The sequence below is a fragment of the Variovorax multivorans genome (assembly GCF_051216835.1).
Lineage (GTDB): Bacteria > Pseudomonadota > Gammaproteobacteria > Burkholderiales > Burkholderiaceae_C > Variovorax.
The window spans coordinates 377600-397837 of sequence record NZ_JBPJZL010000005.1; the positions used below are offsets into that span (position 1 = coordinate 377600).

At 65.6% G+C, this 20238-nt stretch carries 23 protein-coding genes and 3 tRNA genes; 9 read left to right on the top strand and 17 right to left on the bottom strand.

Annotation, left to right across the window (positions count from 1 at the left end; translation table 11 throughout):
- Positions 1-159: 159 nt before the first annotated feature.
- Positions 160-855 (top strand): DUF418 domain-containing protein, encoded by a 696-nt coding sequence (locus tag ACSFCA_RS15065; protein ID WP_435460028.1) that lies wholly within the window; start codon positions 160-162, stop codon positions 853-855.
- On the opposite strand, the gene ACSFCA_RS15070 is transcribed toward ACSFCA_RS15065, so the two are convergent.
- Both ACSFCA_RS15070 and ACSFCA_RS15075 read right to left on the bottom strand, forming a co-directional pair.
- Complete coding sequence (locus ACSFCA_RS15070) at positions 839-2665, bottom strand: bifunctional metallophosphatase/5'-nucleotidase (protein WP_435460029.1); 1827 nt, start codon at positions 2663-2665, stop codon at positions 839-841. The two genes, ACSFCA_RS15065 and ACSFCA_RS15070, sit on opposite strands and share 17 nt — an antisense overlap.
- Positions 2666-2761: 96 nt before the next feature.
- A complete protein-coding gene (locus ACSFCA_RS15075) occupies positions 2762-3235 on the bottom strand; it encodes a hypothetical protein (protein WP_435460030.1) in 474 nt (157 codons plus the stop codon).
- 163 nt (positions 3236-3398) lie between these two features.
- Between ACSFCA_RS15075 and ACSFCA_RS15080 the strand changes: the two genes are divergently transcribed.
- Positions 3399-3608, top strand: coding sequence for a hypothetical protein (locus tag ACSFCA_RS15080; RefSeq protein WP_093051663.1), 210 nt, complete (start codon positions 3399-3401; stop codon positions 3606-3608).
- 73 nt (positions 3609-3681) lie between these two features.
- Here the strand turns inward: ACSFCA_RS15080 and ACSFCA_RS15085 are convergent, their stop codons facing one another.
- Both ACSFCA_RS15085 and gstA read right to left on the bottom strand, forming a co-directional pair.
- The gene (locus ACSFCA_RS15085; protein WP_093051666.1) at positions 3682-4062 is read right to left on the bottom strand and encodes an HU family DNA-binding protein; all 381 of its coding nucleotides are present in this window, start codon (positions 4060-4062) and stop codon (positions 3682-3684) included.
- A gap of 132 nt (positions 4063-4194) precedes the next feature.
- A complete protein-coding gene (gstA, locus tag ACSFCA_RS15090; RefSeq protein ID WP_435460031.1) occupies positions 4195-4806 on the bottom strand; it encodes a glutathione transferase GstA in 612 nt (203 codons plus the stop codon).
- Between the two features lie 113 nt (positions 4807-4919).
- On the opposite strand from gstA, the gene ACSFCA_RS15095 reads away from it, so the two are divergent.
- The gene (locus ACSFCA_RS15095) at positions 4920-5861 is read left to right on the top strand and encodes a LysR family transcriptional regulator (protein ID WP_435460032.1); all 942 of its coding nucleotides are present in this window, start codon (positions 4920-4922) and stop codon (positions 5859-5861) included.
- A gap of 68 nt (positions 5862-5929) precedes the next feature.
- On the opposite strand, the gene ACSFCA_RS15100 is transcribed toward ACSFCA_RS15095, so the two are convergent.
- The 9 genes from ACSFCA_RS15100 to folC form a co-directional block, all read right to left on the bottom strand.
- A tRNA-Asp gene (locus ACSFCA_RS15100) sits at positions 5930-6006 on the bottom strand.
- 70 nt (positions 6007-6076) lie between these two features.
- Positions 6077-6152, bottom strand: a tRNA-Glu gene (locus ACSFCA_RS15105).
- Between the two features lie 51 nt (positions 6153-6203).
- A tRNA-Ala gene (locus ACSFCA_RS15110) sits at positions 6204-6279 on the bottom strand.
- 36 nt (positions 6280-6315) lie between these two features.
- A complete protein-coding gene (gltX, locus tag ACSFCA_RS15115; protein ID WP_435460033.1) occupies positions 6316-7704 on the bottom strand; it encodes a glutamate--tRNA ligase in 1389 nt (462 codons plus the stop codon).
- Positions 7705-7711: 7 nt separating this feature from the next.
- Positions 7712-8932 (bottom strand): O-succinylhomoserine sulfhydrylase, encoded by a 1221-nt coding sequence (locus tag ACSFCA_RS15120; RefSeq protein WP_435460034.1) that lies wholly within the window; start codon positions 8930-8932, stop codon positions 7712-7714.
- Between the two features lie 11 nt (positions 8933-8943).
- Entirely contained in the window at positions 8944-10446 is a 1503-nt protein-coding gene (gene purF, locus ACSFCA_RS15125) for an amidophosphoribosyltransferase (RefSeq protein ID WP_258353785.1), read from the bottom strand.
- A 12-nt stretch (positions 10447-10458) separates the two neighbouring features.
- Entirely contained in the window at positions 10459-10944 is a 486-nt protein-coding gene (locus ACSFCA_RS15130; protein WP_130428900.1) for a CvpA family protein, read from the bottom strand.
- 21 nt (positions 10945-10965) lie between these two features.
- Positions 10966-11817, bottom strand: a complete 852-nt coding sequence (locus ACSFCA_RS15135; protein WP_435460035.1) for an SPOR domain-containing protein — start codon at positions 11815-11817, stop codon at positions 10966-10968.
- A gap of 61 nt (positions 11818-11878) precedes the next feature.
- Positions 11879-13186, bottom strand: coding sequence for a bifunctional tetrahydrofolate synthase/dihydrofolate synthase (gene folC, locus ACSFCA_RS15140; protein WP_435460036.1), 1308 nt, complete (start codon positions 13184-13186; stop codon positions 11879-11881).
- Between the two features lie 36 nt (positions 13187-13222).
- Here folC and ACSFCA_RS15145 point away from each other — a divergent pair, with 36 nt between their 5' ends.
- The 4 genes from ACSFCA_RS15145 to argG all read left to right on the top strand — a co-directional run bounded on the left by ACSFCA_RS15145 (position 13223) and on the right by argG (position 16035).
- Entirely contained in the window at positions 13223-13576 is a 354-nt protein-coding gene (locus ACSFCA_RS15145) for an ArsC family reductase (RefSeq protein ID WP_097198633.1), read from the top strand.
- Between the two features lie 58 nt (positions 13577-13634).
- The gene (locus tag ACSFCA_RS15150; RefSeq protein ID WP_435460037.1) at positions 13635-14219 is read left to right on the top strand and encodes a hypothetical protein; all 585 of its coding nucleotides are present in this window, start codon (positions 13635-13637) and stop codon (positions 14217-14219) included.
- A gap of 125 nt (positions 14220-14344) precedes the next feature.
- Entirely contained in the window at positions 14345-14671 is a 327-nt protein-coding gene (gene ppnP / locus ACSFCA_RS15155) for a pyrimidine/purine nucleoside phosphorylase (protein WP_432726527.1), read from the top strand.
- Positions 14672-14694: 23 nt separating this feature from the next.
- Positions 14695-16035 carry an argininosuccinate synthase gene (argG, locus tag ACSFCA_RS15160; protein WP_435460038.1) on the top strand — a complete coding sequence of 447 codons (1341 nt, stop codon included), beginning with the start codon at positions 14695-14697 and terminating at the stop codon, positions 16033-16035.
- Between the two features lie 82 nt (positions 16036-16117).
- On the opposite strand, the gene ACSFCA_RS15165 is transcribed toward argG, so the two are convergent.
- Positions 16118-16960: a glycine-rich domain-containing protein gene (locus tag ACSFCA_RS15165; RefSeq protein WP_435460039.1), complete on the bottom strand. Its 843-nt coding sequence runs from the start codon at positions 16958-16960 to the stop codon at positions 16118-16120.
- 4 nt (positions 16961-16964) lie between these two features.
- A complete protein-coding gene (murB, locus tag ACSFCA_RS15170) occupies positions 16965-18017 on the bottom strand; it encodes a UDP-N-acetylmuramate dehydrogenase (RefSeq protein ID WP_258353778.1) in 1053 nt (350 codons plus the stop codon).
- Positions 18018-18062: 45 nt separating this feature from the next.
- Between murB and ACSFCA_RS15175 the strand changes: the two genes are divergently transcribed.
- Together ACSFCA_RS15175 and ACSFCA_RS15180 are read left to right on the top strand one after the other, a co-directional pair.
- Complete coding sequence (locus ACSFCA_RS15175; RefSeq protein ID WP_093051716.1) at positions 18063-18548, top strand: YajQ family cyclic di-GMP-binding protein; 486 nt, start codon at positions 18063-18065, stop codon at positions 18546-18548.
- Between the two features lie 12 nt (positions 18549-18560).
- A complete protein-coding gene (locus ACSFCA_RS15180; RefSeq protein WP_435460040.1) occupies positions 18561-19205 on the top strand; it encodes a retropepsin-like aspartic protease family protein in 645 nt (214 codons plus the stop codon).
- A gap of 13 nt (positions 19206-19218) precedes the next feature.
- Here the strand turns inward: ACSFCA_RS15180 and ACSFCA_RS15185 are convergent, their stop codons facing one another.
- Complete coding sequence (locus ACSFCA_RS15185; protein ID WP_435460041.1) at positions 19219-19572, bottom strand: RidA family protein; 354 nt, start codon at positions 19570-19572, stop codon at positions 19219-19221.
- Positions 19573-19584: 12 nt separating this feature from the next.
- Positions 19585-20223, bottom strand: coding sequence for a glycerol-3-phosphate 1-O-acyltransferase PlsY (plsY, locus tag ACSFCA_RS15190; protein ID WP_435460042.1), 639 nt, complete (start codon positions 20221-20223; stop codon positions 19585-19587).
- Positions 20224-20238 lie beyond the last annotated feature (15 nt).

Sequence of the window (20238 nt, forward strand, 5' to 3'; positions counted from 1 at the left end):
TGCAAAACCGGCACAAATCGGGTTGGAGACATCGGCCTACGCAAGGTCACGGCATCGGCGAACGGTGGTGCGCCCGGGGCCGGCCTGGAGGCGGCCCAAACGCAATGTTCGTGCAATGCAGATTCATAGCATCGCAGCGACCCCACTTTGCGCACCCCCATGACATTCGACCTTGCAAGGCCGCAGCGCTGCCCAGGCGCCGGTAGCACCCGCCGCCTTGAACTGCTGGACTCGCTGCGCGGCTTCGCGCTGTTCGGCATGCCGCTGTTCAATCTGCGCAGTTCTTCACTGCTCGAATTCATCGTGACGTCGATCGCGCTGCTCGCCCTGCTCTTCGGCCTGGGCTTCGCGATGCAGGCGGTGCGGCCTGGGGAGAAGCCCAACTCCATACGCCTGCTCGTTCGACGCATGCTGCAGGAGTCCGTCGCCCACCGGCGGCTCTGGGTTCGCCTGTTGAAGGTGGCGCTCGTCGTCAGCCTGGCCACGACCGCGCCGCTGATGTTGTGGGACTCCGGCGGCGCGGGTGTCAGGGTGATGCGCCTGCTGCACCAGATCGCACTCAGCCTTTGCTGCATGGCCGCCTTCGTGCTGCTGTTCCAGCAGACCCGCTGGCGGCACTGGTTGCGCAAGCTCGCGCCCATGGGGCGCATGGCGCTGACGAACTGGCTCGCACAGACACTGCTCGGGCTGGGCCTGTTCTATGCCCTCGGGCCGAGCTTCGGGTTCTTGTTGGGCATCGCCGTTCTGCAGGCGATGCTCAGTTGCTGGTGGCTGGCGCGCTGGTCATCCCGGCAGGCGGGCCGGCCGAACGCGGCCCGCCCCCTCAGTCATCACCCGCTCAGGGCAGAACCGTAATGCGGCCTGTCGCCGGCGGAGCCAGCGGGCTGTTCGCCTTGATGTAGGCCTCCAGGGCATCCACGTCCTGGTCGCCGCCGAGCGTGTCCGTGCCCTGGTTGAAGACAGTGAAGTTGTCACCGCCGGTAGCCAGAAAGCTGTTCATCGTCACGCGGTAGCTGGTGCCGTCGGCCATTGCAGTGCCATTGAGCGACATGTTGGTGATGCGCGAGCCGGCGGCCACCTGGAGGTTGTAGGTGTAGGAGAACCCGGCGGACGGCAGCAGAACCTTCGGCGAGGTCGTGGTGTTGGAACCGCTGTTGAACTGCTGCTCCAGCAATGCCTTGATCTGCGCGCCAGTCATGGTCTTCACCACCAAGCTGTTGCCGAAGGGCTGCACGGCGAAGATCTGGCCGTAAGTCACGCTGCCGTCGCCGGCGGGCGCGAGGTCGGCGCGCACGCCGCCCGGGTTCATGAAGGCGATCTGCGCGGCGCCCTTGCCGGCCGGGCTGGTCGCTGTCAGCTGTGCGTCGGCGATCAGGTTGCCCAGCACGCTTTCCTTCGACGCGGTCTGCGTGCGCGTGGCCGTCGCGGTGAGCGAGCCCACCACGCGCTGCACCAGCGGTCCGGCGATGGTGAGGTACTGGTTGATGAGCGAAGCCACTTCCTGGTTCTTGTCGAAGGTCGGGTACTGATCGGTCAGCGCGACGGTGGTGGAACCGCTGGTGTAGGCCTCGCCCTGCACGATCACGTTGTCGGCCGCCTTGGCCGTCACCTTGCGCGTGCGGGTGTCGATGGTGAGGTTGATGTCGGTCAACAGCGTGCCGTACTGGCCGGCACTGGTCAGCAGGAAGGGCTTGGCCGGGTTGGTCTTGGCGTAGTCGCACACGTACGAGCGGTGCGTGTGGCCCGAGATCACGATGTCGACCGAGGTGTCGAGCTTGTTGAGGATCGGCAGGATGTCGCCGCTCAGGCCGGCGCAACTCTTGTCGTTGTAGCCCACGGTGGTGGTGCCGCCTTCGTGGATGACGACGACGATGGCGTCCGCGCCCTGTGCCTTCAACTGCGGAATCAGCGCGTTGGCGGTGTCTGCCTCGTCCTTGAAAGTCAGGCCCGCGACGCCGGCGGGCGTCACGATGTTCGGCGTGCCCTTCAGCGTCATGCCGATGAACGCCACCTTCACAGTGGCGCCGTCCTTCGTGAAAGTCTTCATGCCGGTGGCGGGGAACAGCGTGTTGCCGTCGCCCTTCACCGTGTTGGCCGCGAGGAAGCCGAAGTTGGCGCCCGGGAAGCTCTTGTTGACGCGGCAGGGCTCCAGCGCGGTGTTCTTCGCGCAGCCGCCGTTCTTCATGCGCAGCAGTTCGGTCTGGCCCTTGTCGAACTCGTGGTTACCGACTGCGTTGAAGTCGATCTTCATCGCGTTCACGGCTTCGATGGTCGACTCGTCGAGGAACAGCGCCGAGACCAGCGGCGAGGCACCGATCATGTCGCCGGCCGATACCACCGCGTTGTTCGGGTTCCTGGCCTTCAGCGAAGCGATGGCCGAGGCAAGGTAGGCTGCGCCGCCGGCAGGCACCGGCACTGTGCCGCCGCCCTTGGCGGGCGCGCTGATCGACAGCTTCGGCGGCTCGAGGTTGCCGTGCAGGTCGTTGAAGGCGATGAGCTTCACATCCATGGTGCCGGGCACGGCGGGCGACGCCGGCGGCGGGTTGGTTGCCGCGGGCGGTGGCACGAAAGGAATGAAATTGTTTGAGTTGTCGCTGCCGCCGCAGGCAGTCAGGGTGGCGGCCACCACGCTGGCAACGGCAAGGCGCTTGAACGATGGATGCATGGGAACCTCTCTCCTCTGTTTTGAATGCAGCGGATGCTGGGGACGGCACATGACGGTGCCGTGAAGGCCCCTTGAGCCCGCAAGGAGATCGCCCGCTCAGGGCAGGAGCACGAGGCGCATCGCAACGCCGGGGCCGAAGGCGGCCTGCAGCAGTGCCTTTGCCTGCACGCTGCGCTCGTCGGTCAGCGACTGCACGGCGAGCCAGCCTTCTGTCGGCCGCCGCTGCAGGTGCCAGCCTTCCTGCCCAAGGAGGATGAGCCGGGCGAGCGATGCGGCATCGGCCACCGGCAGTGCCGCGGGCGTGATGTCGAGCCAGTCGGTCACCTGGTCGCTCTCGCCGCCCAGGCGCACGGCTGCGCCCTCCGCGAGCGCGTGCTGCGTAGCAACGTCCTGCACCGCGCCCTGCAGCACGATGCCGCCGCCGTGCCAGCGGATTTCGAGCGACGGGGTTGCATCGGCCGCACGGGCTTGCGCGTCGCTGCCGGCAGCCAGTCGCCACACGACGGCTGCCGCCAGGATCGCCAGACAAGCCACCGACACAGCAACAAGAATTCTGAAACGCTTCGTCATTCGAGGCGCGAGCGTGCCACGCCGCGCGTTACGCCGGTGTGACGGGCGCGTCCGATGGACGTTCACCTACACGCATCGCCGCAGCGCGATACCCCACGAGCCGCCATATCCGATACGCTTGAGGCCCGCCCCCGCATTCCCCAACATCCCGAGGAACGAAACCATGGCAGCGAACGCGAAAGTCACAGGAAATGTCGAATACCGGGCCGGCGACGGCCCCCTGATCCTCATTCCCCAAGGGCCGATCGAGGTCCAACTGGCACCCGACAGCGCGGTGCTGAGCTGGGGCGACGGCGGCAGCACGCAGACGACGGCGATTCCCATTGCCGAGTACCAGCGCTATCTGAGCGAGGGCGTGATCGAACCCGACTGAAGCGGTGCATGAATGCGCCACCAAATAAAAAACGGCCCCGAGGGGCCGTTCTTATTTCTGCATATGCAGCTTCTTACTTCTTCTTGGCAGCCACGGCCTTCTTGGCGGGTGCTGCGGCCTTCTTCGCTGCTGCGGGCTTGGCAGCCACTGCCTTGCTGTCGGCCTTGCGCTTGGCGGCCTTCGGGTCCACGGCGGCCTTGAAGGCAGCGCCCGGCACGAACTTCGGCACCTTCTGTGCGGCGATCTTGATCTTGGTGCCTGCGCTGGGATTGAAGCCCGAGCGTGCGGCGCGCGCCACTTGCTTGAAAGTGCCGAAGCCGACGATCTGGACGGGGTCACCCTTCTTCACTGCTGCGACGATCGAGCCGGTAACGGTCTCGAGAATGCGCGCGGCTTCTGCCTTGCTGACGTTGTGGGCGGTGACGATTTTTTCGACGAGTTCGATGCGGTTCAACTGAGTTCCTATTAGGTTTGATTTCGCCATGTTGCCTATGGCGGCGCAGCACGAATACAAGCTGCAAGCGGGGCGGAGTTTATTCGACTGCGAGAGCCCGGATGTAACGCGGTCGCTTCAGGCCTTCGTCGATCAGTCTTCGATCAGGCCTTCGACCTGCATCGCGGCGCGCACGGCGGGGCGTTTCGCGGTCAATTCCATATAGCTGACGATCGCCGGCCAGCGGGAAAAATCGAGGCCTGCATGACGGCCAAGGCGCAGGATCGGATAGAGATACGCATCCGCGACGGTGAAGTGTTCGCCGAGGACGTACGGCCCCGGCTGCACCAACGATGCGATGCGATCGAAAGCGCGGGTGTCCGTGATCAGGCTGTGCTTGTAGCTAGCCGGCACGTCGGGATCGAACATCGGTGCAAAGCCCTTGTGCAGTTCGGTGGCCACGAAGCTCAGGGCTTCGGCCAGGCGATAGCGGGCTATGGTGCCGGTAGCCGGCGCGAGCCGCGAGGCCGGTGCGAGATCGGCGAGGTACTGCAGCACGGCAAGGCCTTCCGTGAGCACCGCGCCATCGTCGAGTTCGAGCGCAGGCACCTTGCCCATGGGGTTGATCGGCAGATAGCTCTGGCCGGTGGCGGGCAGCGTCTTGGTCTCGAGGTCGACGCGGACCATCTCCGCGGTCAGCCCAGCCTCGCGCAGCACGATGTGCGGGGACAATGAAGAAGCACCGGGGCTGTAGAAGAGTTTCATGATCGGCTCCTGTTGGTGGTCAGACGGGTTGTGTGTTGACGTGATCGATGTGCACGCCACGAATGGTGGCCGCGAGGGGCTTCATGAAAAAGCGGGTTGAGGGCACAAGATTGATGAGCCGGACTCACGAGTTGCCAATCTCGGAGGCCGATGCACGCGTGTTCGTGACCGTGGCCGATGCGGGCAGCTTCACCGCCGCGGCGGCACTTCATGCGATGACGCCATCGGCCGTGAGCAAGGCCATTGGCCGGCTCGAAAGCGATCTCGGCGTGCAGTTGCTGGCGCGCACGACGCGGGCCTTGCATCTGACCGAGGAAGGCATGGCGTTTCACGAGCGTTGTGCAAGGGCCTTCGACCTGCTGGCCGAAGCTGCGGAAGAAGCTGGCGCGGGCACGCGTGCGGTAGCGGGCACCGTGCGCGTGGGGTTGCCGCCGCTCTTCGGAACGTTTCTCGTGGCGCCGCTGCTGCCAGCACTGCTCGCGCGGCATCCGAAGCTGCGCATCGAGATCGTGTCGACGATGCGGCTGTCAGACGTCTTCGACCTGGGGCTGGATGTCGTGATCGCGGTGGGCGCCCTGCCCGACTCGGGCCTTGTGGCGCGGCCGCTCGGATACGGTCAGTTCGTCACCGTCGCGGCACCGGCCTGCTTCAGGGAGATGTCACGTCCATCACGACCCGAAGAACTTCCCGAGCATCGATGCATGGCCTACACGCGGCCAGATGGTCGCGAGGATCCGTGGAACTTCAAGACGTCGGAGGGCCCTCTGCAGATCGAGCCACGAGCCGCAGTGCGGTCGGACGACATGCACCACCTCGCAGCGATGGCGGTGGCCGGGCTGGGCATCGCGCACCTGCCGATGTTCGTTGTGGGCGAACACCTTGCCAACGGCCGGCTCGAAAGATTGCTGCAAGACTTCGAGCCCGCGCCGAAGCTTGCGTCACTGCTCTATCCCGCAAGCCGAGCGATGCCGCGGCGCGTGCGCGCCTTCATCGACTTCCTGCTCTCGAGCGAGCAGCAACTCGCAGGCGTGACACAGCCCAAAACAGCAGGATGAGGTGATTGCGTGGGGGCGTCAGAAAGTGAAAAGCCCTTGCAACTCATTGAGCTGCAAGGGCTTCTGACTGGCGGAGTGGACGGGACTCGAACCCGCGACCCCCGGCGTGACAGGCCGGTATTCTAACCAACTGAACTACCACTCCTGGTAGACAACGTTCGCTCGTTTGACGGAGCCAAGTGTTGCCACTTGTGCCTGCTTCACCGAAGTGAAACTGGCGACCCTACGGGGATTCGAACCCCGGTAGCCACCGTGAAAGGGTGGTGTCCTAGGCCTCTAGACGATAGGGTCAAAACCTTGGACGTGCTGCGATCAGCACTTCATACCTTCTCGACACTTTGATGGTGGAGGTAAACGGGATCGAACCGATGACCTCTTGCATGCCATGCAAGCGCTCTCCCAGCTGAGCTATACCCCCGTGTGGGTGTCGAGCCTCGAATTATAGCCCGATTTTTCAGGCCTTTTTCAATCGCTCGATAACTTTTTCGCGGGAAAAAATTTCGAGCACTGAATCGAGGGACGGTGTCTGCGATGTTCCCATCACAAGCACTCGTACTGGCATCGCTAACACCGGCATCTTCAATGCATGTGTCGCGAGAACTTCTTTGATGATAACTGCGATCGAGGCCTTATCCCAGGCAGCCGTCGTCAATTTTTCTGCGAGCGTTGCGATCGCAGGCTTCACTGCATCAGTGATGTGCTGCGCGCGATCGGCATCGCTCACGTTGATGTCCGCATAGAACGCCGCAGCCCAGTCGGCCAGCGCCACTGTGGTCTCGCAACGGTCCTTGAACAACGCGCAGATCACGGGCAAACGCTCGTCGGCAACGATGCCGCGCTTTTGCAACTGTGCTGCAACAAGCGGCGCGAGTTCGTCACCGCTCTTCGCCTTGATGTACTGCCCGTTGACCCATGCGAGCTTGGCTGCATCCCACTGCGCGGGGCTCTTCGAGAGGTGCGAACCGTCGAACCAGCTCACCATCTGTTCGCGCGTGAAGAGCTCGTCGTCGCCGTGGCTCCAGCCGAGGCGCGCGAGGTAGTTGAGCATCGCTTCGGGCAGGTAGCCGTTGTCTTCGTAGACCGTGACGCTCACGGCACCGCGGCGCTTCGACAGCTTCTGCCCGTCGTCGCCCAGGATCACTGGCACATGGCCGAAATCGGGCAGCGGTGCGCCGAGCGCGCGGAAGATGTTGATCTGCCAAGGCGTGTTGTTGATGTGCTCGTCGCCGCGGAACACGTGCGTGATGTTCATGTCCCAGTCGTCGACCACCACCGCGAAGTTGTAGGTGGGCACACCGTCAGGCCGCAGGATGATGAGGTCGTCGATCTCGCGGTTGTTGATGGTGATCTCGCCCTTGACGAGGTCGTTCCACGTCACGTCGCCTTCAGGCGGATTGCAGAAGCGCACCACCGGTGGCACGCCTTCGGGCACGGGCGGCAGCACCTTGCCCGGCTCGGGACGCCAACGGCGGTCGTACAGCGTCTTTTCACCGCGCGCGCGTTGCGCCTCGCGCATCTCGTCGAGTTCGGCCGGCGTGCAGTAGCAGTGGTAGGCCGTGCCGGCCGCAAGCATCTGCGCGATCACTTCGCGATACCGCTCCAGGCGCTGCATCTGGTAGATCGGGCCTTCGTCGTAGTCGAGGCCGAGCCAATGCATCGACGCGAGGATCTGGTCGGTCGAGTCCTGCGTGGAGCGGGCCACGTCGGTGTCTTCGATGCGCAGCACGAACTCGCCGCCGTGGTGGCGCGCATAGGCCCACGAATAGAGCGCAGTGCGAGCCGTGCCCAGGTGAAGAAAGCCGGTGGGAGACGGAGCGATGCGGGTGCGAACTTTGCCGGTCATGAATCAATCAGGTTGTCAGGGTGCTCAGGCCGCGTTGCAGGTCGGCCGTGATGTCGTCGATGTACTCCAGGCCGACCGCGAGGCGGATCAGCCCCTGGCTGATGCCTGCGGCCTGGCGCTGCACTTCGGTGAGGCGTCCGTGCGAGGTCGTGCCGGGGTGCGTGATGATGGTCTTGGTGTCGCCGAGGTTGGTCGCGATGCTGACCACGCGCGTGCTGTTGATCACGTGGAAGGCATTGACGCGCGCCGTCTCGGGGTCGTTGCCGACCACGTCGAAGGACACGACCGCCCCGCCCTGCCCCGCCTGCTGGCGCATCGCCAGTTCGTGCTGCGGATGCGAGGCGAGCCCCGGGTAATAGACGCGTGCGATGCCCGGCTGCGCTTCGAGCCATTTCGCAACGGCCAGCGCGTTCGCGCATTGCGCCTGCATGCGGATGCCCAGCGTTTCCATGCCCTTGAGCACGACCCACGCATTGAACGGCGACAGCGCCATGCCGGCAGTGCGCACCACGGGGCCGAACACGTCGACGATGAGCTTCGATGGCCCGCAGATCGCGCCAGCCATCACTCGGCCCTGGCCGTCGAGGTACTTGGTGCCCGAATGGATGATGAGATCGGCGCCCAGTTCGGCGGGGCGCTGCAGCACCGGCGTGCAGAAGCAGTTGTCCACGGTCAGCAGCGCGCCCGCGCCGTGTGCCAGATCGGCGAGCGCACGGATGTCGCACACCTCGGTCAGCGGATTCGTCGGGGTTTCGGCGAACAGCAACTTCGTGTTGGGCTTCAGCGCAGCACGCCATTCCGCCACGTCGGTCTGCGAGACGAAAGTGGTTTCCACACCGAACTTGGCGAACTCCTTGCCGAACAGGTTCAGCGTGGAGCCGAACACCGAGCGCGAGCAGATCACATGATCGCCGGCCTTCAGCAGGCCCATGCACATCATGAGGATCGCGCCCATGCCCGTCGATGCGCCGATGGCGGCCTCGGTGCCTTCGAGCGCCGCAAGGCGCTGCTCGAAGCTCGCCACCGTCGGGTTGGACGTGCGCGAATAGGTGAAGCCCGCTTCGGTGCCCGCAAAGCGGCGCGCCGAGGTTTCGGCATCGGGCTGCACGAAGCCGCTCGTCAGGAACAGCGCCTCGGAGTGCTCGCCGTGCTGGCTCGGCGCCAGCCCGGTGCGCAGCGCGAGCGTGTCGCGATGCAGTCCGGGCGGCAGGGTTCGTTCGTCGGTCACTTCTTGGGCTCTCACTCGCTGTGGTTGGGGAGTGCGAGACGCGAAGAATCTTCTTCGGTCTCCTCGACGCGGGGACGGTTGCCGTTCATGCGCGAGATGGCGTCGGTGTCGATGTCGCCGGTCACGTACACGCCGTCGAAGCACGAGGCGTCGAAGCCGTCGAGCTTGGTGTTGAGCGAGCCGATGGCGCGCTTCATGGCGTCGACGTCCTGGTAGATCAGCGCGTCGCAACCGATCAGTTCGCGGATTTCTTCGACGGTGCGGTCGTGCGCCACCAGCTCGTCCTTGGTCGGCATGTCGATACCGTAGACGTTGGGGTAGCGCACCGGCGGCGCGGCGCTGGCCAGGTAGACCTTGCGGGCGCCGGCATCGCGTGCCATCTGCACGATCTCGCGGCTGGTGGTGCCGCGCACGATCGAGTCGTCGACCAGCAGCACGTTGCGGCCCTTGAACTCGCTGGCGATCACGTTGAGCTTCTGGCGCACCGACTTCTTGCGCACGCCCTGCCCCGGCATGATGAAGGTGCGGCCGACGTAGCGGTTCTTCACGAAGCCTTCGCGGTATGGCACGCCCAGCAGGTGCGCGAGCTGCGTGGCGCTCGGGCGGCTCGACTCGGGAATCGGGATGATCACGTCGATCTGGTTCGGCGGCACGGTAGACACCACGCGCTTGGCCAGCGTCTCGCCGAGGTTCAGGCGCGCCTGGTAGACCGAGATGCCGTCGAGCACCGAGTCCGGACGCGCGAGGTACACGAATTCGAAGATGCAGGGGTTCAGCGTCGGCGCTTCGGCGCACTGCATCGAATGCACGTTGCCTTCGAGGTCGATGAACACGGCCTCGCCCGGGTTGATGTTGCGCTCGAACACATGGCCCGAGCCTTCCAGCGCGACCGATTCGCTCGCCACCATCACGGTGCCGTCGGCGCTGCGGCCCATGCACAGCGGGCGAATGCCGTACGGGTCGCGGAAAGCGAGCAGGCCGTGGCCGGCAATCAGCGATACCACGGCGTACGAGCCGCGCAGGCGCTTGTGCATGTTCTTGACCGCGGCGAACACTTCGGCCGGATGCAGCGGCACGCCGCGCGAGGAGCGCTCCAGTTCGTGCGCCAGCACGTTGAGCAGCACTTCGGAGTCGCTCTCGGTGTTGGTGTGGCGGTGGTCGGTGGAGAACAGCTCCGAACGCAGCGCATGCGCGTTGGTCAGGTTGCCGTTGTGCACGAGCACGATGCCGAACGGCGCGTTCACGTAGAAGGGCTGGGCCTCTTCCTCGCTGTACGCATTGCCGGCGGTCGGGTAGCGCACCTGGCCCAGGCCCACGTTGCCCGGCAGCGCGCGCATGTTGCGCGTGCGGAACACGTCGCGGACCATGCCCTTGGCCTTGTGCATGAAGAACTTGCGTTCGAGCAAGGTCACGATGCCAGCGGCATCCTGGCCGCGATGCTGCAGGAGCAGCAGCGCGTCATAGAGCAGCTGATTGACGGGTGCGCTGCTGACAACGCCGACGATTCCACACATGAACGATTCCTCTCAGGGCAGGTAGCTTGCCAACTTTTCAGGCAGCGAGGGTTTGAGGCCCTGCAATGCCGCATCGAGAACAATGGCGCTGCGCGATTCGTGCCACCAGACACTGTCGCTCAACACCAGCAAATGAACAACGACGGCCAGCACGAGCAGGGCCACCGCACCCCGCGCCGCTCCGAACGCTGCTCCCAAAATCCGGTCCACCGGCCGCAGACCCACGACCGTGATCAACTTGCGCGTGAGCGCGGCCACCAGGCCCACGCCGAACACCACCGCCACGAACACCAGCACGAAGGCCAGCGGATAGCGCCACGCCCCCTGCGGATCGCCGAACGGCAGCCATGCCGCCACACCAGAAGCCAGCCACTGGGCTGCAATGAAGGCTGCCACCCAGCCGATCAGCGAAATCACTTCGAACACCAGCCCGCGCATCAGGCCGAACAGCATCGACACCCCGATGAGCGCGACGGCGATCCAGTCGAGCAAGGCCACGGCAACAGCTGGCGACGGCTCTTACAACGTGAGGATCGCGGCCGACAAAGACAAGCCCTTGACCTTCTCCGCCGCGCGGTCGGCCTCGGCACGTGAACTGAAGGGGCCGACACGCACACGCGTGCGCTCGCCATCGGCAGTCTTCGCCACGTGCACATAGGTCTTGAGGCCGGCTTTTTCGAGCTTCTGGCGCACTTCGCGCGCCTTGTCGGCATCGGCGAAAGCGCCGACCTGCACCACGAAGCGGCCACTCTCATCGGCAGCGGCGGGCTTGGCGGCAGTGGTGACGGGCTTGCCTTCGAGCAGCGCACGGGCGCGGGCGCCATCATCAGAGGCAGCCGGCTTGGGCTTGGCTTCAGGCTTGGGGTCCGGCTTGGCTTCGGGCTTCGGCTTGGGCTCGGGTTTGGCTTCCGGCTTGTGTTCGGGCTTGGGCTTTGGTTCAGGCTTGGGTTCGACGGCGGCTACGGGCGGCGTGCTGGGCACGGGCTTGCCGGAGTCGATCACCGTGCCGTCGGCGGTCTCGGTGATCATGCCGCCGGACGAGGGCGATGCCGAGGCAACGCGCGAGCTGCTGTTGTCGGGTGCAGCCGGCGCGGTGCTCGTGGCAGGTGCCGGCGTGGCGGGCACGGGCAGCGGCTTGACCTTGTTGCGGTCGGGAATCTCGATGGGAATGTCGACCGACACGGGCCGCGGCTGCGTATCGAACAGCAGCGGGAAACCGATCACACCGAGCAGCACCAGCACCGCTGCGCCGAGCAGCCGGTGGCGCGCACGCCGACGCATGGTTTCGACACTTTCCGCGGGGACAGCGGCCGGGGCGCTGCGTCCTTCGTTGCCTTGTGGGCCGCGCGTGCGGAACTTGAAAAACGCCATGAAGTTCGATCCCTGAAGGAGTGCAGCGAGGTGGTGCCAGATGGTGTGGACAGCCCGACGATCAGCCGCCTGGCAGCAGGTGTTTGGCTTGCAGCCGGGGGGTGCCGTTTTCGAGCACGCCACCCACGGTGAAGAACGATCCGAAGACCACGATTCTATCAGCGGGCCCCGCCTGCTCGATGGCTGCGCGCAACGCTTCCATCGGGCCCGCGTACACGCTGCCCGAGGCATCGGTGCGCGTGTTCTGCGCCTGCCAGCTGGCCAGCAGTTCGGCCGCCTTGGCGGCGCGCGGGGTGGGCAGGTCGGTGAAGTACCAGCGGTCGATCAGCGGCCCGATGCGCGCCAGGATCGGAGCGAGATCCTTGTCGGCCATCACGCCGAACACGCCATGCGTAGTGGGGTAGAAGCCCATCGCATCGAGGTTCTCGGCCAGCGCGGCCACGGCATGGGCGTTGTGCGCCACGTCGAGCACCAGCGCCGGTTCGCCCGGCACGATCTGGAAGCGCCCCGGCAACTCGACCATCGCGAGCCCGTTGCGCACGGCCTGCGCCGTGATCGGCAGTTGCGGGCGCAGCGCTTCGAGCGCCGCAAGCACACCGGCCGCATTGATGAGCTGGTTGGCCCCGCGCAGTGCCGGATAGGCCAGCCCGCTGTAGCGCCGCCCGCGGCCCGACCAACCCCACTGCTGCTTGTCGCCCGACACGTTGAAGTCAGTCCCGAAGCGCCAGAGGTCGGCGCCGATGGCGTTGGCATGGTCGATCACGCTCTGCGGGGGCATCGGGTCGCTCACGATGGCGGGCTTGCCCGGGCGCAGGATGCCGGCCTTCTCGAAGCCGATGCTTTCGCGGTCGGGCCCGAGGTATTCCATGTGGTCGAGGTCGATGCTGGTGATGACCGCGCAATCGGTGTCGATGATGTTGACCGCGTCGAGCCGCCCGCCCAGGCCGACTTCGAGGATCGCTACGTCGGGCTTTTCCTCGATCATGCAATGCATGATGCCGAGCGTGGTGAACTCGAAGTAGGTCAGGGACATGTCGCCGCGCGCCTTTTCCACCACTTCGAAGCTTGCTATCAGTTTGGAAGCATCGACAGCTTCGCCCTTGAGTCGCAGCCGTTCCTCGAAGCGCACCAGGTGCGGCGAGGTGAACACCGCCGTGCGGTAGCCCGCGTGCGTGAGGATCGATTCGAGCATGGCGCAGGTCGAGCCCTTGCCGTTGGTGCCCGCCACCGTGATGACGGGGCAGCCGAAGCGCAGGCCGAGGCGCTGCGCCATTTCTTTGGCGCGCTCGAGCCCGAGTTCGATGTTCTTGGGATGGAGTTGCTCGGCGCGCGCGAGCCAGTCGTTAAGGGTTTCCATGGAGGCCGGCATTGTCGCCGACCCGCCGCTCGGGGCATCATCGCGGCCATGACAACCCTATACGGCATTCCGAACTGCGACACCGTCAAGCGCGCCCGCGCCTGGCTCGACGAACACGGCGTGGCCTACACCTTCCACGACTTCAAGAAACAGGGCGTTCCCGAAGCCGAGCTCGACCAGTGGCTGAAGAAGCCCGGCTGGGAGGCCCTGGTCAACCGCAAGGGCACCACCTGGCGCAAGCTGGACGACGCCACCCGCGAAGGCGTGGTCGACGCCGGTTCGGCCCGCGCGGTGCTGCTGGCCAACCCCAGCCTGATCAAACGGCCGGTGGTCAACTGGGGCCCGAAAAAGCCCGTTACGACAGGGTTCGACGCCGAATCCTGGGCTGTCAACGCCGTGTAAACCCCGGAACCCGACCTACAGCCCGGCGTCAAACCGCGATCTGCAGGAGAGATACACCATGAACAAACTCGTTTTTCGCACCCTTGCCGGCATTTCCGTGGCCGGCACGCTGGCCGCAGGCACTGGCGTCGTGCACGCCCAGCAGAACCAGGTGGTCCAGGCCCGGGTGATTTCCGCCACCCCGATCCGCGAAACGACCGGCAGCGACGTGAACTACAACGTCACCTACGAATACAACGGACGCCAGTACACCGCCCGCATGAACAGCCGGCCCGGCGCGACCATTCCGATCCAGGCCAGCGGCTACGGCGTGACGACCTCGCCGGTGGCGCCGCAGGCGCAGGTGCAGACCTATCCGGTCGAGGCCAACAACGGCGGCTACGCCCCGCAGTCCGGAGGCTCTCCCTGGGACAACGTGGTGCCCGAACCGGGTGTCGTCGTCTCCAACGCCCCCGCTCCGGTCTACCAGCCGGCGCCGGTATATGCCGATCCGGTCTACGTGCAGCCGGCCTATGCGTACCCCTATGCCTATCCTTACGTCTACCCGCCGGTCGGCATCTCGCTGAACCTCGGCTATTCGCGCGGCTGGGGCGGCGGCTACCGTGGCGGCTGGGGTGGCGGATACCGCGGCTGGCACCGCTGAGCCACCGGCCGGCGGCCCTTGCCGCCCGAGCCCCTAAAATCGAGGACTTTTCCAACCCTTGACGGGTGCGCCGCCGGTGCGGTGCGTCCTCGATTTGCCGACCGCCCACGCGTCGGCGCCACCCAATGACGACGACTACCGACACTCTGAACAGCGCCGCAGTGGCCACCAAGGCCAATGTGTACTTCGACGGCAAATGCGTGAGCCACAGCCTCACGCTCGCGGACGGCACGAAGAAATCGGTCGGCGTGATCCTGCCGTCCACCCTCACCTTCAACACCGGCGCCCCCGAGATCATGGAAGGCACCGCCGGCAGCTGCGAATACCTGCTGTCGGGCACCAGCGAATGGGTGGCCTCGGGCCCCGGGCAGAAGTTCAGCGTGCCGGGCAACTCCAGCTTCCAGATCCGCGTGAGCGGCGAGCCCTACAGCTACATCTGCCACTTCGGCTGAACCGCGAACCCGGGAAACCTGACATGTCGACCATCCTCCAAAACGTTCCCGCCGGCCAGAAGGTCGGCATTGCCTTCTCGGGCGGCCTGGACACCAGCGCGGCGCTCCACTGGATGCGCAACAAGGGCGCGATCCCCTACGCCTACACCGCCAACCTCGGCCAGCCCGACGAGCCCGACTACGACGAGATCCCGCGCAAGGCGATGCTCTACGGCGCCGAGAACGCCCGCCTGATCGACTGCCGCGTGCAACTGGCCAACGAAGGCATCGCCGCACTGCAGGCCGGCGCCTTCCACGTGACCACCGCCGGCGTTACCTACTTCAACACCACGCCGCTGGGCCGCGCCGTCACCGGCACGATGCTGGTGTCGGCCATGAAGGAAGACGACGTCCACATCTGGGGCGACGGCAGCACCTACAAGGGCAACGACATCGAGCGCTTTTATCGCTACGGCCTGCTGACCAACCCGAACCTCAAGATCTACAAGCCCTGGCTCGACCAGGTCTTCATCGACGAGCTGGGCGGACGCGCCGAAATGTCGGCGTTCATGCAGAAGGCCGGCTTCGCCTACAAGATGTCGGCCGAGAAGGCTTACTCGACCGACTCGAACATGCTCGGCGCCACGCACGAGGCCAAAGACCTCGAGCACCTGAACAGCGGCATCCAGATCGTGCAGCCCATCATGGGCGTGGCCTTCTGGAAGGACGAAGTCGAAGTCAAGCGCGAAACCGTCTCGGTGCGCTTCGAAGAAGGCGTGCCCGTTGCGCTGAACGGCGTTCGCTACGCCAACCTGGTCGAACTGATCCTCGAAGCCAACCGCATCGGCGGGCGCCACGGCCTGGGCATGAGCGACCAGATCGAAAACCGCATCATCGAGGCCAAGAGCCGCGGCATCTACGAGGCCCCGGGCCTTGCGCTGCTGTTCATTGCCTATGAACGCCTCGTCACCGGCATCCACAACGAAGACACCATCGAGCAGTACCGCGACAACGGCCGCCGCCTCGGCCGCCTGCTGTACCAGGGCCGCTGGTTCGACCCGCAAGCCATCATGCTGCGCGAGACGGCGCAACGCTGGGTGGCGCGCGCCATCACCGGCGAAGTGACTGTCGAGCTGCGCCGCGGCAACGACTACTCGATCCTGAACACCGAGTCGGCCAACCTCACGTACAAGCCCGAGCGCCTGAGCATGGAAAAGGTCGAGGGCGCGTTCACGCCGCTGGACCGCATCGGCCAACTGACGATGCGCAACCTCGACATCGTCGACACGCGCGAGAAGCTGGCGATCTACACCCGGGTCGGCCTGCTGTCGTCGGGAGAAGGCGCTTCGCTGCCAAAGCTGGCCAACGACGGCGACGCGAGCTGATCGCAGCTCTCTGCCTCCTTCAGCGAGGCAGAAACGACAACGGGCCCCTCGGGGCCCGTTTTTCATTGGTGCGCTGCGAGGGTCAGTCCCCGCCGCCTCCACCGCAACCGCCGCCACACCCACCACCGCCGTCGGACGAGCCGCCACCATCGCCGGAGCCGCCGTCACCGCTGCCGCTCGACGACTCGCTACCGCCGAACCCGCCGGCATCGCCTGCGCTGCCACCATCCGACGAAGACGATTCCCCGAAGCTGGTGCCACACTGGGCGTCCGAGCCGATGTATCGCTCGACCGCCCGGCAGTCGGGCACATAGTGAAAGCCGCCGTCGATCGCGAACTTGACGTCCAGCGCAAACAGCAGCGGCAGGCGCGCCGGCTTGCGCGGATCGATGCTTTCTTCCTTGCAGGCCCAGTACCAGGTGCGGCGCAGCCCGTCGTTGCGCTTGGGATCACGTCCCAGCACCTCGGCCGGGCTGTGATGCAGCATGCCGCCGAAGGCCGCCTTGCACCAGTTCTGGTAGCCCTGCGTATGCAGGATGAACTCGTGCCAGGCCGTGTCGACCACCTTCGAAGGCATCGCCACGAACTTGCGCTCGCTGCGCAGGTGCGCCATGAAGAACTGGCGCAGGCCGCGCAGCACCAGTTCGGCGTCGCGCCGGCTGAGCTGCGGATGCGCCTCGCACAGCTTGCCGACAAGGAATGGCGGCAGCCGCGCTTCGCGAATGAACTGGCGCCGCAAACTGGTTTCGAGGAACTTGAGCACCGCCGAAAACAGCAGCGCAACCACAATCACGGCCACCACCGAGCCCCAGCGGCGAGAGCCCAGGAACAACGCGAGCAGCGCAATGAGCGGCACCGCCCGCCGAGCCCATAGCAGCGCGCCGATGCGGCGGCGGAAATTCAGGTGAAGGAAGTCGAGATCCATGCCGTCAGACGACCACCGGCTCCGGCTCCAGCCGGATGCCGAAACGCTCGTACACGCTGGTCTGGATGGCCTTGGCCAGGGTCATCACCTCGCCGCCCGTCACCGGGTTCTCGCGGCCGCCGCGGTTGACCAGCACCAGCGCCTGCCGCTCGTACACGCCGGCATTGCCCACCGACTTGCCCTTCCAGCCGCAGGCATCGATGAGCCAGCCGGCCGCCAGCTTGATGCTGCCGTCGTCCATCGGGTAGTGAACGATCTTGGGGTCGCGCGCGATGATGTCGGCACATTGCTCGGGCGTGACGGTCGGGTTCTTGAAGAAGCTGCCGGCATTGCCCAGCACGCGCCAGTCGGGCAGCTTGGCGCGGCGAATCGCGCAGATCCAGTCGAAGACGTCTTGTGCGCTCGGCGTGAAGTTGCCGGTTTCTTCCATCTTGCGCTCGAGGTCGAGATAGCCGACCACGGCCTTCCACGGCTTGGGCAGGCGAAAGCGCACCCGGGTGATCACCGCCCTGCCCGCCAGGCCGAAGTCGTTCGGGCCGCTGCGCACGTGCTTGAACACCGAGTCGCGGTAGCCGAAGGCGCATTGGGCGGCGTCGAGCGTGAAGCTGCGGCCGGTTTCCAGGTCGAAGGCGTCGAGCGAATCGAAGCGGTCTTGCAGCTCGACCCCGTAGGCGCCGATGTTCTGCACCGGCGCCCCCCCCACCGTGCCCGGAATCAGGGCCAGGTTTTCAAGCCCTGGATAGCCGCTGCGCACCATCCACTCGACGGCGTCGTGCCAGATCTCGCCGGCACCGGCCTCGACGATCCAGGCACGCGGGGTTTCTTCCACCAGCCGCAGGCCCTTGATCTCGATCTTCAGCACCAGCGGCTTGACGTCGCCCGTGAGCACGATGTTGCTGCCGCCGCCCAGCACGAACCGGGGCGCGTCGCGCCATGCCGGATCGGCGCGCAGCGCAACCAGGTCGGCCTCGCTGGCAATGCGCGCCAGATGCTGCGCACGCGCGACGATGCCGAAGCTGTTGTAGGGCTGCAGCGGGACGTTGGACTCCACGATCATGGGAGAATTGTCGCATCCAGCACCAGTGAATTCAGGAGAGAGTCCATGCCGTCCTTCGATACCGTCTGCGAGCCCAACCTGCCCGAGGTGAAGAACGCGGTCGAGAACACCGCCAAGGAAATCGGAACGCGCTTCGATTTCAAGGGTACGGCCGCCGCCGTCGAGCTCAAGGACAAGGAGATCACCATGATCGGCGACGCCGAGTTCCAGCTCGTGCAGGTGGAAGACATCCTGCGCAGCAAGCTCACCAAGCGCAGCGTCGACGTGCGCTTCCTCGACAAGGGCGACGTCCAGAAGATGGGCGGCGACAAGGTCAAGCAGGTCATCAAGGTCAAGAGCGGCATTGAAAGCGAGCAGGCCAAGAAAATCACCCGCATCGTCAAGGACAGCAAGCTCAAGGTGCAGGCAGCCATCCAGGGCGACGCAGTGCGCATCACCGGCGCCAAGCGCGACGATCTGCAAGCCGCCATGGCACTCATCAAGAAGGACGTGCCGGACATGCCGCTCACGTTCAACAACTTCCGCGACTGAGCGGCCCGCTTCATGAAAGCCCTCGTCGTCGCAGCGCAGCTGCTGGCTGCCGCTGCAGTGGCGCATGCCGCCGGCTCGGTCACCCTGACCGGCAGCATCGGCAGCCGCGCGATCCTGATCGTGAACGGCAACCCGCCCAAGACCGTGGCGGTCGGCGAGAGCTACCAGGGCGTGAAACTGCTCTCGCTGCAGGCCGATCAGGCCGTGGTCGAACTCGACGGCAAGCGCGTCAACCTGCGCATGGACACCCCCGTCAGCATCGGCGGTGGGGGCGGCTCGGGCGGGGGCGGAAACCGCGTCGTGCTGTCGGCCGACAGCCGCGGGCATTTCATGACACAAGGCGCCATCAACGGCCGGCCAGTCACGTTCATGCTCGACACGGGTGCGACGTCCATCGCACTCTCGGCCGACGATGCCCAGCGCATCGGGCTCGACTACAGCAAGGGCCAGCGCGTCACGATGAGCACTGCCAACGGCACGACTTCAGGCTATCGGCTGCGCCTGCAGTCAGTGCGCGTGGGCGACGTCGAGGTCTACGACATCGACGCCATCGTCTCGCCGCAGGCCATGCCCTTCGTGCTGCTGGGCAACAGCTTCATCAATCGCTTCTCGATGCGGCGCGACGCGGACCAGATGGTCCTCGAAAAGCGATATTGATCGCAGCAGCCGCTCAGGCCTGCGCGGCCGTCACCACGATCTCGATCTTGTAGGCCGCATTGGCCATCTTGGCCTGCACGGTGGCGCGCGGCGGCGTATTGCCGGCCGGAATCCAGGCGTCCCACACCTCGTTCATCGCCGTAATGTCTGTGATGTCCGCCAGGAAAATCTGCGTCATGAGAATGCGCGACTTGTCGCTGCCAGCCTCGGCCAGCAGGCGATCGACCATGCCCAGCACCTGCGTGGTCTGGCCGCGGATGTCCTGGGTGGTGTCGTCGGGCACCTGGCCCGCGAGGTAGATGGTGCCGTTGTGCACGGCCGTCTCCGAGAGACGGGGGCCGACGTGGAAGCGGGTGATGGAGGCCATGGTGTTCTTTCTTCAGTCCGGTTTCTTCTTTGAGCCGAGCTTCGACTCCGTGCCGGCCGCGAGCCGGCGGATGTTTTCGCGGTGCCGCCAGATCAGCAGCAGGCTCATGACGATGAGCGCAATCAGCACTGTGCGGTCGAGCGGCCACGCGATGCCGCCACCGATCAGATAGTAGGCTGGTGCGAAGAAGGCCGCCACCAGCGACGACAGCGACGAGTAGCGGAAGAAGACGGCAATGATCAGCCAGGTGGCGCCGGTGGCCAGCCCCAACCAGGGCGCGACGCCCACCAGCACGCCCGCCGCGGTCGCCACGCCCTTGCCGCCCTGGAAGCCGAAGAACACCGGATACAGGTGGCCGAGGAACGCCGCCAGGCCGGCCAGGGCGGCAACGCCCTCCCCCAGCCCCCACTGCGCGCCGAACCGGTGAATCAGAAACACCGGCACCCAGCCCTTGACCGCGTCGAGCAGCAGCGTGGCCAGCGCCGCACCTTTATTGCCCGAGCGCAGCACATTGGTGGCGCCGGGGTTCTTGCTGCCGTAGCTGCGCGGATCGGCCATGCCGAGCGCCTTGCTCACGATGACCGCGAAGGACAGCGAGCCGATCAGGTACGACGCCACGATGGTAATGAAGGAAGGCAAGTTGAAACTCAAGACGGCACTCCGCGG